Origin of the sequence: Slackia isoflavoniconvertens (genome assembly GCF_003725955.1) — a bacterium.
In the GTDB taxonomy this organism is placed as follows: domain Bacteria; phylum Actinomycetota; class Coriobacteriia; order Coriobacteriales; family Eggerthellaceae; genus Slackia; species Slackia isoflavoniconvertens.
The window spans coordinates 80,948-96,593 of sequence record NZ_QIBZ01000006.1; the positions used below are offsets into that span (position 1 = coordinate 80,948).

Here is a 15,646-nt window from a genome sequence, read left to right on the forward strand (position 1 = left end):
CGATGAGCGATCCTAAGCCCACCCAGTTTGGCCCGAATGGCGAGGCCATTGTTCCCATGCGCCTGCAGAAGTTTCTCGCGCGAGCGGGTGCTGCGAGCCGTCGTGGAAGCGAAAACCTCATGACCGCGGGTCGCGTGCGCGTGAACGGGGAAGTGGTAACCGAGCTCGGCAGCAAAGTGGACCCGCTGCGCGATGTGGTCGAGGTCGACGGCGTAGTCGTGCGCCTGTTCGATTCGTCGGTCACCATCATGCTCAATAAGCCTGCTGGATATTTGACCACCATGTCCGACCCCCACGGGCGTCCTTGCGTGGCAAGCCTTGTGCCTACCGATCGCTTCCCTGGGCTTTTCCCTGTAGGGCGCCTCGATATGGACACCACCGGCCTTCTGCTCTTCTCGACCGATGGCGAACTTGGCAACAGCTTGCTGCACCCGCGCCACCATGTCGATAAAACGTACCATGCGCGCGTCGCGGGCATTATGTCGCAAGAGCAGGCGCAAGTCCTCGAGCGCGGAATCGAGCTCGAGGACGGTCCCACGTTGCCTGCTCAGGTGTGCATCGAACGCATAGCCAAAGGTAAAACCGATGTGGAAATCACCATTCATGAAGGCAGGAAACGCCAGGTGAAACGTATGTGTTCGGCAGTCGGCCACGAGGTGCTGCAACTGCACCGCTCCAACTTCGGACCGCTTGCCTTGGATGGCTTGACGGAAGGGCAATGGCGCGAGCTCAGCGATGCCGAGGTGAAAGCCCTTCGCCAAGCCGCTGGCATGTAGTACAAGGCGTGCTAGAATTTCGATAGGCAACCAGCCGTTGCCGTTCGCCTCGGACCTCACGCTCTGCTTCGGGCAGGTCCTGGCTCGCTCGAAAGCCACATTACGTGGCTTCCGGCTCGTGCGGAATCTTGCGTATCGCGAGGTTCGAGGCTAACGGCAAGGCGCAGAATCACTTGTTTGCGTTCGCTTCCCTTGGGCCGATAGATTCCGCACGAGCAGAACAGCACCTCATGTGCTGTTCGTCGCGAGCAGGACTTGACCGAAGCGGATCAAGGGGAGCGAGCGCAAACGACAGGATTGGTGGATTCGCAAGAATGAGGAGGGGCGATATGACTGCCCAGGAAAACCTTACGACTATCGAGCCGGTTAACGGCCCGCTTGTCGGCAGCATCTCGGTGCCGGGCGACAAATCCATTTCGCATCGCGCGGTGCTTTTCGCGGCGATGGCCGAAGGCACCTCGCGCCTTTCGGGCGTGCTTGATTCCGAAGATGTGCGCAGCTCTCTTGGCGCGGTAAGCAAGCTCGGCGCCAAGGTGAACCTGGAAAAAGCTCCTGATGGAAGCCTGTATGGCGGCATTACGGGTTGGGGCGTGAAGGGTCCCAGCGCGCCGAGCGAGCCAATCGATTGCGGCAATTCCGGCACCACGACGCGCTTGCTCATGGGAATTTTGGCCCCGTGGGATATTGAGGTGGAGCTCACCGGCGACGATTCGCTCCGCCGCCGCCCCATGCGCCGCGTTTCGGGCCCGCTTTCGAGGATGGGCGCGAAGTTTTTGCCCGAAGACCAAGACACGCTGCCGCTTACGATTCATGGCACGCGCAACCTCAAAGCGCTCGATTACGATGCGCCTGTTGCATCGGCTCAGGTGAAAACCGCAATCCTGCTCGCTGGCCTTTCCGCTGATGGCACTACGCGCGTCACGGAGCCCTCTCCGAGCCGCAACCATACCGAGCTCATGTTGCCTGAATTTGGCGCCCACACCACGGCTGCATCGGGTGTCGCCGAAGTTGTCGGCCCCACGACGCTTAAGGCGTCCGAGGTCGTGGTTCCTGGCGACCCGTCTTCGGCGGCATTCATCGCGTGCGCTGCCGCTCTTATTCCGGGCAGCGCCATTCAAATCGAAGGCGTGTCGCTCAATCCTGCTCGCATCGGCTTTTTGCGCACGCTCGAACAAATGGGCGTCGATGCATCGCGCCGCAGCGTGTCGTCTTCGGGTAAAGAACTCTCGGGCATCATTTCGGTGCAATACTGCGACAAGCTCCATGGTTGCGAGGTTCCCGCCGATAAAATTCCGTCACTCGTCGACGAAGTTCCCGTGCTCGCGCTCGTCGCGGCTCATGCGAAGGGCATCACGGTATTCCGTGGCGTCGATGAACTGCGCGTGAAGGAAACCGACCGTGTGGCCGCCGTTATCGACGGCCTTGCGAAGATCGGCGTCGACGCCTGGGCCGATGGCAGCGACCTGTTCATTGAGGGCAATCCCGATTTGGTGATTCCTGAAGGCGTGAAGTTCGAAACCGGCAAAGACCATCGTCTCGCCATGACATGGGCACTTGCGGGTCTTTCGGGCAATTGTCCCGTTCAGGTTGCTGATTTCGAGTCGTGTGCGGTAAGCTACCCCGCGTTTCTTTCCGATATTCGCTCGCTTGTTCGTGAGCGCTAGAAAGGCAAACTATTCATGATTATTGCTATTGACGGCCCTTCTGGAGCTGGCAAGTCGACCGTGTCCAAATCGGTCGCGAAGGCGCTTGGCTTCAACTGCCTCGACACGGGCGCGATGTACCGAAGCATTGCGTGGTATGCGCTCGAGCATGGTGTCTCGCTCGAGGATTCTGCCGCTTTGGGCGAAATCGCGCGCGAGCGTGCGATTTCGTTTTCTCATGAGCCGGGCAATCCGGCGCCTAAGCAGGTATTCATCGACGGCGTTGATGTGACGGGCGACATTCGCACGGCGCGCATCGACAGGTCGGTGAGTTCCGCCTCCAAGCACCCCGAGGTGCGCGAGGCGCTCGTCGAACAGCAGCGCCGCATTGGCTCGCAGGGCGATTACGTGGTCGAGGGTCGCGATATTGGCACGGTCGTATTCCCTCAGGCCGAAGTGAAGGTGTTCCTCACCGCAAGCAACGAAGAACGCGCGCGCCGTCGTGTGGCGCAAAACGAAACCCGTGGCGTTGGGTCCGTTGATTTCGATGAGGTGCTCGCCGACATCGTGAGGCGCGATGAGCTCGATTCCGCCCGCGAGACCTCTCCGCTCGTTGCCGCCGTCGATGCGAAATGCATCGATTCCACCGGTTTTACGATTGACGAAATCATCGAACAAATCTGCGCTATGGCGCGCGCCGCCGGCGCGAACGCATAGGAGGAACGCGTGTTTCTCGCATACAAAGACATGTGGGATATGCCCATTGACCCTGTTGATGGCCTCGAAAAGGTAAAAGAAGGCGAGAGCGCTCCGAAGCGCGTTGGGCACTTCGTTGGCAATATCGTGTACGCGATCATTTTCATCGCGTTCAAAATCGCCTTCCGCTACAAGGTCGAGGGCATCGAAAACCTGCGCCAGTTCGATGGCAAGCGTGGCGCGGTGGTTATTGGCAATCATGCTTCCTACCTCGATCCGGCTTTCCTGTGGATCGCCGCGCGTCCGAAGCAGTGGGTTCGGTTCATGGCGCGCGACAACATGTTCGCCAACGCCGGCGGCCTTGCGGGCCAGGTGATTTCGCGCGTCGGGGCGTTTCCCATTAAACGCGGATCAGCTGATCGCACGGCAATCAAGCGCGCATCTGCCATGTTGAAGCGCGGTGAAAGCGTGGGCATTTTTCCCGAAGGCACGCGTCGCGACCGTGGCACGGCCGCGCCGGAATTGCACGGTGGCGCGGCGTTTATCGCCCGCATGGGCAAAGCGCCCATCGTTCCGTCGTCTATTCGCAACGTGGATGCCATTAAGCGTAAGGGCGAGCGCATGCATTTCCCGAAGGTCACGGTAGTGTTTGGTGCCCCCATTTATCTGGAAGACTTCGACTTCCTTCCCAAGGAAGACCGTCTCGATGCTGTTTCGTGGTACGCCATGCGCGAGTGCTATGCGCTTCGTGACAATGTGAACCGCGAAGAGGTGGACATGAAATCCCTGTTCCCTGAGGCGCGCGATTTTTCCACCGAGCTTGCGGGGAAAATGCTCTCGCGCCCGATTGCTTAGCATTCGTTCGCCTGGACGATAATGCGCTGAATTGCGAACATGGCATGCTGCCAAACGGAGAGCTGCCTGTTTCGCTCTATGGCCCAATGACAATGCTGGGGCATTTTGCCCTGCCAACCAAGGAGGATGTGCCCGTGGAAGTGATTCGCGCCAAACATGCTGGCGTTTGCTATGGAGTCGAGCGTGCACTCGATATGGCAAACGCCGCCATGCTCGACGATGAAGACACCTATACGCTTGGACCTTTGATTCACAACCCCAAGGTCGTCGAAGAGCTCGACGCCAACGGCGTGCATGTTGCCGCATCGCCCGACGACGTGCAGGAAGGCATCGTGATTATTCGCAGCCATGGCGTGGAGCCTGACGTGCTCGCGACGTTGCGTGAACGAGGGCTTACCGTCATTGACGCGACGTGCCCCCACGTGGCCAAGGCCCAGCGCTCCGCTGCGCAGCTTCGTGATATGGGCGGTACCGTGGTGGTTGTGGGCCGCGCCGACCATCCCGAGGTGCTCGGGTTGTGCGGCCATGCGGGCGAGCGTGCCGTCGTGGTTGCCAATGCCAACGAGTTGCCTGACGAGCTTATTGAGCCCGTAGGTGTTGTGGTGCAAACGACCCAAAGCACCGAAAAGCTCGAATCGGTGGTCGAGGCGATTCGCGCGCGCGGCATTGAGCCTACTGTGAAAAACACCATCTGCTTTGCGACGCGTCAGCGTCAGGAATCGGCCGCGCGCCTTGCCGGGGAAGTCGACGCAATCGTTATCGTGGGCGGCAAGAATTCGTCGAACACCACGCATCTCTACGAGATTTGCAAGGCGCATTGCCCGAAGTCCCATTTCGTGGAAGGTTCCGATGAACTGCAAGCTTCGTGGTTCGAGGGCTGCAAAACTGTGGGTGTGACCGCTGGCGCTTCGACCCCTGCCGATCAAATCCAAGAAGTGGTGGAATGTTTGGAAGCGATGTAATGCTTCTCGTCGCGTGTATTTCCTGCTAGAATTAGTCTGTTGGTCTGCGCATTCTCGCATTGCGGGGTGCGCAACGACAGATTAAGGAGCAACCACGCTATGAACGAAACTGGCTCTGAACTTCGCGGCTGGACGCGCCGCAATTTCTTGAAAGCTGCCGGCATCGCGGGATGCGCGATGCTTTTCCCCTGGCTGGCATACGCCGCCGAATCTGATGAGTTGAACGCGAAAGCCGACGAACTCGCCGCCTCTGCCGCCTCGAAGCAGGCCGAAGCCGACGAAATGAAGGCCAAGCTCGATTCTCTTCAAACGCAATACAACGAAGCGCTCGAGCGCTATAACACCGCAAACGATGCCCATGAGGCTGCCGTTGCCGCCATGGATGCTGCGCAGCAGCGCATCGACGAGGCCCAATCGCTCATCGAAAGCACGCGCAATCAGCTGGCCAAACGTGCGAATTCGATTTATCGCGAAGGCAGCATGAGCATGATCGACGTCATCTTCGGCTCCCAGTCGTTCGACGACTTCGTTACCAACTGGGATTCTGTTGAGCGCATCAGCCAGCAAGATGCCGCATTGGTTCAGCAGAACAAAGACGCCAAGGCTGAAGCCGAGGCGGCCCATGCCGAATACTCCAAGCAGGAGAAGGTCGCGGCGGAAGAGCTCGCCAACGCCAAGGCCGCCAAAGAAGAGCTGGAAACCGCTCAGGCTGCCCTGCAGAAGCAGTATGACGACATGAACAGCGACATTTCCGCCATTCTTGCCGAGGCCGAGCAAACGCGCATGAGCGCCGAGGAGGCCAAAAAGAAGGAAGAGGAAGCTGCGGCGGCCGCCCAAAGGGCCATTCAGCAGAGCTCGTCAAGCTCCAGCTCGTTGAACGGCTCTTCCGCGAGCTATTCCGGCAGCGTTTCGGGCTGGGTGAACCCGGCTCCTGGCAAATACGTCACGAGTGGTTTTGGCTGGCGACCCTCCATTGGCGATTTCCACCAAGGTGTCGACCTCTCGAATTCTTACGAGCCCGTCTACTGCATGGCCGACGGTACCGTTACCACGGCTGGCTGGTTTGGCACGGGCGGCATCGCTGTTACGGTCGACCATGGCGGCGGTTTGGTAACGTGGTACCTGCATAACTCCCAGGTGCTCGTATCGGTTGGTCAGCACGTTTCCGCTGGCCAGCAAATCTCGGTTTCCGGCAGTACGGGCTTTTCGACGGGTCCCCACCTGCACTTCCAAATCAATACGGGGTGCAGCAATGGTGTAACGGGCACGGCCGTGAACCCGGCGGCCTATTTCGGCTGGTAGAAACTCTCGAATGTGTCATTTTGCGGGCGGCGTGCGGCCGCCCGCTTTCGTATTGAGGAAAGGAGTGTGCATGGCAGAGAGTCGCTATGTGCACGAATATCCGGGCGCTCCCGAAGGCGGCGGTGAAATCATCAGCGTTGCCGAAGGCTCGCCGTTCGACGACGCGGGCTTCACGCCGGGCTGTCGTATTCTTTCCGTCGACGGAAACTCCCTGCGTGATGTGCTTGATTGGCGGTGGTATGCCGATGGCGAGGAAATCACCGTTGCGTATGTCGACACCGAAGGCGAGGCGGGCGAGGTCGACCTCTTCCGCGATGAGGGCGAAGATTGGGGCATCGAATTCGACGGCGCCGTATTCGATAAAATCAAAACGTGCCGCAATGCCTGCGTGTTCTGCTTCATGCGCCAGCTCCCCGAAGACGCGCGCGCTTCGCTCGTGCTGCGCGATGACGATTGGCGCTTGAGCTTTCTGCAGGGCAATTTTGTCACGCTCACGAATTTGACCGAAGGCGATTTTGAGGAAATCGTCGAGCGCCATATCTCGCCTTTGCGCCTTTCGCTGCACTGCATCACGCCCGAGGTGCGCCGCAAAATGATCGGAAAGCATGCGCCGCATGGCATTGAGATGCTCGAGAGGCTGCTCGATGCAGGCATCGAATTCGATGCTCAAATCGTGCTTACTCCGGGTTATAACGATGGCCTCGAACTGCAGAAAACGCTCACTTGGGCTTATATGCATCCTGGGATTCTGAATATCGGTATTGTGCCGCTTGGGTATACCAAGCACCAGCGCTCGTTCGAGAAGAGCTACAACGACGTCGATGCCGCACTTGATGTGATCGATACCGTGGAGCCTATGCAAAAGCATGCCTTGGCCGAGCGCGGCTTTCCGTGGGTGTATTTGGCTGATGAGTTTTACTGCAATGCATATCCCGACAGCCTGCTTGAGCATCTTCCGCCCACCGAGCATTATGGCAACTTTGAGATGTTTGAAGACGGCATTGGCATTGTACGTACGTCGGTTGATGAATGGGAATCGTGCGCCGAACAACTCGAACATTTGGCCGAAGTGCTCGAAGAGGAAGACGCTCGCGTGTACTACATCTTCGGCGAGGCGCAGCGACCCTGCATGGCTCGTTTGATGGAAGAGGCTCCTACGAAGGGTCGCCTGGTACCGCTCGTAGTGAAGAATAACCACTTCGGCGGCAACGTCGACGTCACCGGCCTTCTGTGCGGCTTTGACGTGGCCATGGCGATTCGCGGCATTTCCGCCCACGACTACGTGGTGCTTCCGAAAATCATGTTCAACTCCAACGGCTATACGCTTGATGATATGACCGTGGACGATATTCGCGACACGTCGGGCGTGCCTGTGACCGTGGTATCATGCAGCGTGCCTGAATACCTTGCCGAAATCGAAGAACTGGTCGTTGGCTATTAGGCGAAATTGCAAGTGTGTTGCGCTGGGCGCGATGCGGCCATGCCGCGAAGCGCCATGCGCCAGTCCGTGCCCGGCGCTCGGTTGGCGCTTATGTCGCAACCAACTATAGATTGAGGATCAACCATGGCTTTACCTGTTGTTGCTATTGTGGGTCGCCCCAACGTGGGCAAGTCCACGCTTGTCAACCGCATTGCCCGTAAGAACGAGGCTATCGTTCACGAGATGCGCGGCGTCACGCGCGACCGCTCTTATCATGAGGCCGATTGGAATGGCGTGCACTTCATGCTCATCGACACCGGCGGTATCGAGATGGGTGACGAGGACGCGTTCCAGAAATCCATTCGCGAACAGGCGTTTGCCGGCGCGAACGAGGCTGACGTCGTGATTTTCCTCGTCGACGGTCGTACGGGCGCCACGCCCGACGACATTGAAGTGGCTCGCGTGCTGCGCAAAAGCGGTAAACCCGTGCTGCTCACGGTGAACAAGCTCGACAACCCCGATAAGGAAGACGAGGCCCTGTGGGAATTCTATAGCCTGGGCCTGGGCGACCCGCGTCCTATTTCGGCTTCGCATGGCCACGGCACGGGCGACTTGCTCGACGAGGTCGTCGAAGAGCTCGCCAAACTTCCCGCGCATGAGGAAGTTGAGGAAGAAGAAATCATCAACGTCGCTATTATCGGCCGTCCGAATGCGGGCAAAAGCTCTCTTACGAACCGCCTTATCGGCGTTGACCGTTCTATCGTGAGCGATGTCGCTGGCACGACGCGTGACGCGATTGATACCATGGTTGAGCACGACGGCAAGAAGTACAAGATTGTCGACACGGCAGGCTTGCGCGCCAAAAGCAAGATCGACCAAGATGTCGAATACTACAGCTTCGTTCGTGCGATGCGCGCCATCGACCGCGCTGACGTGTGCCTGCTCGTGATCGATGCCACGCTCGGACTGACCGACCAGGACCAAAAAGTTGCCGGCTACGCGCAGGAACGCGGCTGCGCCATGGTGATTCTGCTCAATAAGCGCGACATCGTTGAGTCGGGCGAACAGCTCGAAGATCTGCGTGACCGCATTCATGACCGCATGATGTACGTGGGATATGCTCCTGTTATCAGCATTTCTGCGCTTACCGGCAAAGGCGTGCTGCGCATTTGGGATGCCATTGACAAGGCATACGATGCCTTCAGCCGTCAGGTATCCACAAGCAAACTCAATGCGTGGCTCGAGGGCGTGCGCGAATTCGGCCATACCGTGCGCAAGGGCAAGGCCGTTCTGAAGCTGAAGTACATGACGCAAACGCATATTTGCCCGCCCGAGTTCACGCTGTTCTGCAACCAGCCCGACCTGGTGCGCGAAAATGATAACTACCAGCGCTTCCTCGAGAACCGCTTCCGCGATACGTTCGATTTCGAGGGAACGCCCATTCGTTGGAAGTTCAAGAAGAAGGACTAGCGGAACATGATAGATGCATTGGTCGCGCTTGGCGTGTTTGTCGCGGCGTTTTTGCTCGGCTCAATTCCTTGGGGTCTCATTATTTCCAAGGTGTTTTACCACACCGATATTCGCGAGCATGGCAGCGGCAACATTGGCACCACGAACGCCATGCGCACGATGGGCAAAAAGGGAGGCGCCGCGGTATTCTTGCTCGATTTCGGCAAGGGCATCGCGTCGGGCTTCATTGGCATGGGTGCGACGTCGTTTTTGACGGGCAGCTTCGTGAGTTATGAAACCCTGCTTGGCATAGCGACGATGGGTTGCACCTTGGGCCATATTTTCAGCCCATGGCTGGGCTTTCACGGCGGCAAGGGCATCGCTGTGGCCATTGGCGCATTGTTCGTGTGCTGGGGGCCTGCGGCGGCATGCATCGAGCTGTTCGGCATTTTTGCCGTGCTCGTCGCGCTTACGCGCTATGTTTCGGTGGGTTCCATCGCATCCGCGGCGCTGTGTCCGGTTATCGCATGCTTTCTGTTCTGGGGCGATTGGGGCGCTATTGCGTGCTATTTCGTCACGGGCATGACTGTTGTGTGGGCCCATCGTGGCAACATTGAGCGTTTGCGCGCGGGCAATGAGCGTCGCGTGGGTTCGAAAAAATAATGGTTCGCCGTTCTAACGAACGGCGAATTTTGCCGACGCTGCAAGCGGGCGATGCACTGCGTCTTGGCCTTTCGATCTTCGTCTCGCGTAGCGCTGCTATGCGGCTTCTCGATTTCAGGCCATTCTGCAGCAGCTCGTTCACTATCACCGACTTTTGGTCGGCTGTGCAGTTTTCTTTTGTTGGGAGTCGATATGAAGGTTTCAGTTATTGGCGCTGGTTCGTGGGGCACGGCGCTTGCGCATGTTCTGGGGCTTGGCGGCAACGACGTTGCGCTGTGGGCGCGCAAGCAGGAAGTGTGTGACGGCGTAAACGAACGTCACGAAAATCCGCGTTATCTCATTGGCTGTAAGATTGATTCCCGCGTGAAGGCATCGACGAGTTTCGAGGAAGTGCTTTCCGGCGCATCCGCCGTGGTTATTGTGACCCCTTCGGCTGTGATTCGCCAAACGTGCGCGAACATTGCGCCGTTCGTCGACGGTGACACCCCTATCGTGGTGTGCTGCAAGGGCGTGGAAGAGGGGAGCGGCCTCGTTCCGGTCGAGGTACTCGAAGCCGAGTTGGGCAATGCGAGCCGCCTGGCGGCGCTCGCTGGCCCCAACCATGCCGAAGAAGTGATTCTGGGCATTCCTGCCGGCACGGTGATTGCCTCACAAAGTGAGCAGACTGCCCGCTTTTTCCAAGGGCTTTTCGCCACTGAAGCATTTCGCACCTACATCAGCGAAGACGTGATTGGCGTTGAGGTGTGCGCGGCGGCAAAAAATGTGATCGCCATTGCATGCGGCCTGTCGTATGGCATGGGATATGGCGACAATACAGCGTCGCTTTTGATGACGCGTGGTCTGGCGGAAATGAGCCGCTTGGTCGCCGCGTGCGGCGGTATGCCCATGACGTGCTTGGGCCTGGCGGGTGTGGGCGACCTCATTGCTACGTGCACGAGCGAGCATTCACGTAATCGCACGTTCGGCTATCGTCTGGCCCAGGGCACAACGCTTGAGCGGTATAAAGCCGAAACCCATATGGTGGTCGAAGGCGCACTTGCGTGTCGCACGCTCATGTCGCTCGCCGAATCGGTGGGGGTTGAGCTGCCTATTGCCGAAACCGTGCGTCGTGTGGTGTGGGAAGGCTCTAATTTGGAGCTGGCTGCTGCGCAGTTGTTCGGTCGCGAATTGAAGCCAGAGTTCTATTAAGCCGGTTTAAGGCAAGACGGCGAAAGAGGGGCGGTTCCAAAAGATGCAAGAATGAGCCCCTCGGTACATTCAGCGTGCGTATGGCGGAATGAATGAGACGGATGATTCCTAGGGCAAATTTAGATCGCCTCGGGCGCTGCCCGCATCGTTTTATCGGGACGAGTTGAAGCATAATCGTGCCGCCCGATTGAATTGAAGCAAAAGAAAAGGCGCAGCCAAAGCTGCGCCTTTGTGTTTTTGCGCCGAGTGCTATTCTTTTGCGCCGTACTGCTCGTAGTACTTGTCGATGGCGGCCTTGATATCGTCGTTGATGACGACCTTGCCGTCGATTTCGTGGTTGTACAGAGTTTCGGTCACTTCCGCCATGCTCACGATGCTGGCTACGGGGAAGCCGTACTTCGTCTGGATTTCCTTCTGCGCGGTGGTTACGCCGCCCTTGCCGACTTCCATGCGATTAAGAGACACGATAAGGCCTTTGACCTCGACGTTTGCAGCGCCCGTCACAATGGGGTAGGTCTCGTCGATCGACTTGCCCGACGTGGTCACGTCTTCGACCATGATCACGCGGTCGCCGTCGTTGAGGGTCGCGCCCAACAGGTTGCCCGCGTCAGCGCCGTGGTCTTTGGCCTCTTTGCGGTTGCAGCAGTAGCGCACCTCTTTGCCATAGAGTTCTTGCAGCGCGATGGCGGTCACGACGGCCAGCGGAATGCCCTTGTAGGCAGGGCCGAACACGACGTCGAAATCGAGGCCGAAGTTGTCATGAATGGCCTTGGCGTAGTACTCGCCCAGGCGCTTGAGCTGCTCGCCCGTTACGTAGGCGCCCGCATTCATGAAGAACGGTGACTTGCGGCCGCTTTTTAGAGTGAACTCGCCGAATTTGAGCACATCGCTTTCAACCATGAACTCGATGAATTCGCGTTTGTAATCTTCCATTCCGCTGAACTCCTTCGATTCGCGCCCGGCCCCAACGGCTGGGCTATAAACTATTCGCCATGATACCCGATTTGGTTCTATAATCGGCAGCGTTTAGCGTAAGGGCCGCAAAAGGCCATCGTCTGCGCGGTTTTTTGCTGCGGGGCGGTTTGTGACGGAAGGCGATAGTATGGGCGATTTCATCAAACAAGACGTGTGTAAGCAATGGGTTGAGCGTGACAAGAAGGTGATTGCACCATGCCAGCACCTGTCATATTTTCCACTGGCGGTTGACCGTGCGAAAGATTCCACAGTAGTCGACACCGACGGCAACGAGTTCATCGACTTTCTCACGAGCGCTTCCTCGCTGAACTTGGGTAGCTGCAACGAGCACATTACCGCGGGCATTCAGGAGCAGCTGGCGAAGTGTACGCAGTACACCGCGGCATACACGTACAGCCCTGCGACGATTGAGTATGCCGAGCGCCTGTGCTCGGTGTTTCCCGGTCGCCCCGCCGAAGACGTGCGCATCGCGTTTGGCAACTGCGGTTCCGACTGCAACGACGCTGCGGTGAAATTTGCTCGCGCCTATACCGGCCGCCGGAAGATTATCACGTTCATCAACGCGTATCATGGCTCTACGTACGGCTCCATTGCGCTTTCGTGCGTTACCACTCGCATGGCGTCGAAAATGGGCCCGTTCATGGGCGATATCTACCATTTCCCGTTCTACGGCTCCGAAGCGCCCGACATGCCCGCCGAGTGGTATGTGAAAGAAATTCAAGAGGCGTTCGACACGTATTTGCCCGCCGAAGAGGTGGCTGCGGTCATCATTGAGCCCGTGCAGGGCGACGGCGGCTTGAATTTGGCGAACGACAAGTTCATGCATGCGCTCTATGCTCTATGCAAAAAGCACGGTATTCTGTTTATTTCCGAAGAAGTACAGCAGGCGTTTTGGCGTGACGGCCATTGGTTTGGCATCGAATACTTCGATGGCATCGTGCCCGATGGCGTCATCATGGGCAAATCGGTGGGCGCGAGCCTTACTTTGGGCGCGTTTATGGCCCGCAAAGACATTATGGAGAGCCTGCCTGCGCCGGCGCACCTGTTCACGCTTGGCGGCAACGCCATCGCGTGTGCGGCCGGTTGTGCGGCGTTCGACTATTACCAAACCGATGAATTCCAGGGTATTTTGAAGCGAAACGAACGCGTGATGCTCGAGCTGCTCGAGCAGACGATGGCCGACCATCCCAACACGATCGGCTTCATTCGCGGCGTGGGCATGTCTCGCGGCTTGGCTGTGGTGAAGAAGAGCGAAGACGGCTCCATGGAGGCCGACACCACGGGCACGTTTAAAATCGTGTATCGCTCTTACGAGTTGGGTTTGCTCATGATTTCGGTCGCCGACAATATTTTGCGCATTCAGCCGCCGCTTAATATCACCGAGGAAGAATTGCGCCGCGGCTTCGCGATTGCCAATCAGGCGATTTCGGAATATGAAGCGGGCGAGATTTCGGATGACGTGCTCGTAAACCAAGCGGGTTGGTAATCGTTGGCGTGCCTTTTTGGTTCAAGCGAAAGTTTTTCAGAAAAGTTGAAAATAACGCTTGCACGGCATGGAAGAGATGCGTATACTAACGTCTTGCGTTTGAGCGAAGAGCTCGAAATCGCAACGGGTTGTGGCGCAGTTTGGTAGCGCACTTGACTGGGGGTCAAGGGGTCGCAGGTTCAAATCCTGTCAACCCGACCAGCTAATTAGAGCAGGTCAGAAGGTAAAACTTCTGGCCTGCTTTTTTGTTTCGTTTTTATTCATCATCGTTGTCTCGCCCTTTTCTCCGGGGCGTTTTCCTCTCGGCATTGTATATGCTCGAAACAATCTGTAAAAAACAAGGCTTCAAGTGGGAAAGCATTTCTTTCTTTTGAACAAAAAACTCGCTCGCTGGGTGTTACATTGCTCAATGCAGTTGCAAGAGCGGTTTTTTGAAAGGAATGGCACATGGACAAGGAACTTCTTGCGGTAGCAGGCGGCAGCAAGCCAGCGGACGTCGTGATTTCGAACGGTCGCATTGTGAACGTGTATACGGGCGAAATCTATGATGGCGGCGTGGCTATAAGCGGTCAAACGATTGCCGCAGTAGGCGATGTGGACTACTGCGTCGGCGAGGGCACGAAAATCATCGATGCCGAGGGCGCCTTCATTACGCCGGGCTTCATCGATGGCCATATTCATCCCGAAAGCTCCGACTTGGCAATTCGGCCTTTCGCGGAAGCGGTGCTCAAACATGGCACGACATCGATTATGACCGACCTCCACGAGGTGGGCGTGGTAAGCGGCCTTGAGGGCATCGAGGCCGTAATCGAAGAAAACCAGGCGACCGATTTGAACTTGTATTTCGTCGTGCCTTCCCATGTTCCTTTCTCACCCGCGCTTGAAACGAGCGGCGGCTCCTTCAATCCCTCGATTATTCGCGAAGCGCTCAAACGCCCCGACGCTGTGGGCATTTCTGAATGCGTTGGCCCTTACGTCTTGGCTGATTTGCCCGATCTTCTGGAATCGCTTGACGACGTTGCGGGCATGAAGGGCATGACCGCCCAAGGCCATTTGGTTGACATGAAGGGTGCCGATTTGAACAAGTGCGCGGCTGCGGGCATCTCAACGTGCCACGAAGCGCTTTCCGCCGACGAAATCATGGATCGCGCTCGCGTGGGAGTCCATGCGATGCTGCGCGAATCGTCGGCTGCGCGCACACTCGCGCAGCAGCTCGAATGTATCGTGGGCAAAGACATCGACACTTCTATGATGAGCATCGTGACCGACGACTTGCACTGTTGCGATTTGAATGAGACGGGACACCTTGATCATCATTTGAAGCTCGCTCTTAGCTGTGGCCTGCCGTTCGTGAAGGCCATCCAAATGGTGACCATCAATGCGGCGCGCGCGTTCGAGCTGACCGATATCGGCGCGCTGGCGCCGGGCAAGCGCGCCGACATCAATATCGTGTCGGGCGATACGGCAGACGATTTCGGCGTGGTGAGCGTATGGTCGCGTGGCAAGCAGATTGTCGACCATGGCAAAATGCTCGTGCATTACGAAACCGCCCAGCATGACCCGTGCCTGTTGAACACGATGACACTTTTGAATCCCATCACGCCCGATAGCTTCAAGATCGCGGCTCCCGAAGGCGCCACGCGTGTGAAGGCCACCTGTATGGACACGCTGCCGTGGATTCCCATCACCCAGCCGCGCGAGGTGGAGCTAGCCTGCGTCGACGGCTACGTGGCATGCGATGTCGATCAGGACGTGCTCTATATCGCGCAGGTCGAGCGCTATGGCAAGAACGGTAACGTGGGCAAGGCGTTCATGGGCGGTTTCCATATGACGAGCGGCGCCATTGCTTCGTCGGTGGGGCACGACAACCACAACATCATTGTTATGGGCACGAACTTCGAGGACATGTCGATTGCCGTGAACCATCTTGTCGAAATTGGCGGCGGACAGTGCCTCGTCGACGGCGGCGAGATCATTCAATGCGTCGAATATCCCTTGTGCGGCTTGCTTTCCGACCTTTCGTGCGAGGAGCTTGCGGCGAAGAAGGGCGCGTTGAATGCGGCATGCGCCGAGCGCGGTTGCATCATTTCCATCCCGTTTATGTTCCTGTCGTTCATTTGCCTGGCGGCGTTGCCCGCGTGCGCCATTACCGACCACGGGTTCATCAACGTGCTGACGCTGCAAATCGAAGACCCCATCAAGGGCGTCGTGGAATAACGCGAGGGGGTTTC

13 protein-coding genes and 1 tRNA gene are annotated in these 15,646 nt (G+C 57.7%); 13 read left to right on the top strand and 1 reads right to left on the bottom strand.

Features of this window, described 5'->3' with window-relative positions; translation table 11 throughout:
* Positions 1–2 precede the first annotated feature (2 nt).
* The 10 genes from DMP05_RS04575 to DMP05_RS04620 all read left to right on the top strand — a co-directional run bounded on the left by DMP05_RS04575 (position 3) and on the right by DMP05_RS04620 (position 10,954).
* Positions 3–776, top strand: a complete 774-nt coding sequence (locus tag DMP05_RS04575) for a pseudouridine synthase (protein ID WP_123219369.1) — start codon at positions 3–5, stop codon at positions 774–776.
* A 329-nt stretch (positions 777–1,105) separates the two neighbouring features.
* Positions 1,106–2,440, top strand: coding sequence for a 3-phosphoshikimate 1-carboxyvinyltransferase (gene aroA, locus DMP05_RS04580; protein ID WP_123219370.1), 1,335 nt, complete (start codon positions 1,106–1,108; stop codon positions 2,438–2,440).
* Positions 2,441–2,455: 15 nt separating this feature from the next.
* Positions 2,456–3,136, top strand: a complete 681-nt coding sequence (gene cmk, locus DMP05_RS04585; protein ID WP_123219371.1) for a (d)CMP kinase — start codon at positions 2,456–2,458, stop codon at positions 3,134–3,136.
* A 9-nt stretch (positions 3,137–3,145) separates the two neighbouring features.
* Positions 3,146–3,970 (top strand): lysophospholipid acyltransferase family protein, encoded by an 825-nt coding sequence (locus DMP05_RS04590; RefSeq protein WP_244595042.1) that lies wholly within the window; start codon positions 3,146–3,148, stop codon positions 3,968–3,970.
* Positions 3,971–4,104: 134 nt separating this feature from the next.
* On the top strand, positions 4,105–4,932 hold the full coding sequence (gene ispH / locus DMP05_RS04595; RefSeq protein ID WP_123219372.1) for a 4-hydroxy-3-methylbut-2-enyl diphosphate reductase: 828 nt from the start codon (positions 4,105–4,107) through the stop codon (positions 4,930–4,932).
* A gap of 99 nt (positions 4,933–5,031) precedes the next feature.
* Positions 5,032–6,234, top strand: a complete 1,203-nt coding sequence (locus DMP05_RS04600) for a murein hydrolase activator EnvC family protein (RefSeq protein ID WP_123219373.1) — start codon at positions 5,032–5,034, stop codon at positions 6,232–6,234.
* A gap of 70 nt (positions 6,235–6,304) precedes the next feature.
* Complete coding sequence (locus DMP05_RS04605) at positions 6,305–7,675, top strand: DUF512 domain-containing protein (RefSeq protein ID WP_123219374.1); 1,371 nt, start codon at positions 6,305–6,307, stop codon at positions 7,673–7,675.
* 123 nt (positions 7,676–7,798) lie between these two features.
* Positions 7,799–9,124, top strand: coding sequence for a ribosome biogenesis GTPase Der (gene der / locus DMP05_RS04610; protein ID WP_114615019.1), 1,326 nt, complete (start codon positions 7,799–7,801; stop codon positions 9,122–9,124).
* A gap of 6 nt (positions 9,125–9,130) precedes the next feature.
* Entirely contained in the window at positions 9,131–9,766 is a 636-nt protein-coding gene (gene plsY / locus DMP05_RS04615; protein ID WP_123219375.1) for a glycerol-3-phosphate 1-O-acyltransferase PlsY, read from the top strand.
* A gap of 192 nt (positions 9,767–9,958) precedes the next feature.
* A complete protein-coding gene (locus tag DMP05_RS04620; protein WP_123219376.1) occupies positions 9,959–10,954 on the top strand; it encodes an NAD(P)H-dependent glycerol-3-phosphate dehydrogenase in 996 nt (331 codons plus the stop codon).
* 249 nt (positions 10,955–11,203) lie between these two features.
* Here DMP05_RS04620 and pyrE read toward each other — a convergent pair whose 3' ends face one another.
* The gene (pyrE, locus tag DMP05_RS04625; protein ID WP_123219377.1) at positions 11,204–11,887 is read right to left on the bottom strand and encodes an orotate phosphoribosyltransferase; all 684 of its coding nucleotides are present in this window, start codon (positions 11,885–11,887) and stop codon (positions 11,204–11,206) included.
* 169 nt (positions 11,888–12,056) lie between these two features.
* Here pyrE and DMP05_RS04630 point away from each other — a divergent pair, with 169 nt between their 5' ends.
* The 3 genes from DMP05_RS04630 (at position 12,057) to DMP05_RS04640 (ending at position 15,632) form a co-directional block, all read left to right on the top strand.
* Entirely contained in the window at positions 12,057–13,415 is a 1,359-nt protein-coding gene (locus DMP05_RS04630) for an aminotransferase class III-fold pyridoxal phosphate-dependent enzyme (RefSeq protein ID WP_123219378.1), read from the top strand.
* 124 nt (positions 13,416–13,539) lie between these two features.
* A tRNA-Pro gene (locus DMP05_RS04635) sits at positions 13,540–13,616 on the top strand.
* A gap of 246 nt (positions 13,617–13,862) precedes the next feature.
* Positions 13,863–15,632: an adenine deaminase gene (locus DMP05_RS04640; RefSeq protein WP_123219379.1), complete on the top strand. Its 1,770-nt coding sequence runs from the start codon at positions 13,863–13,865 to the stop codon at positions 15,630–15,632.
* Positions 15,633–15,646: the final 14 nt, after the last annotated feature.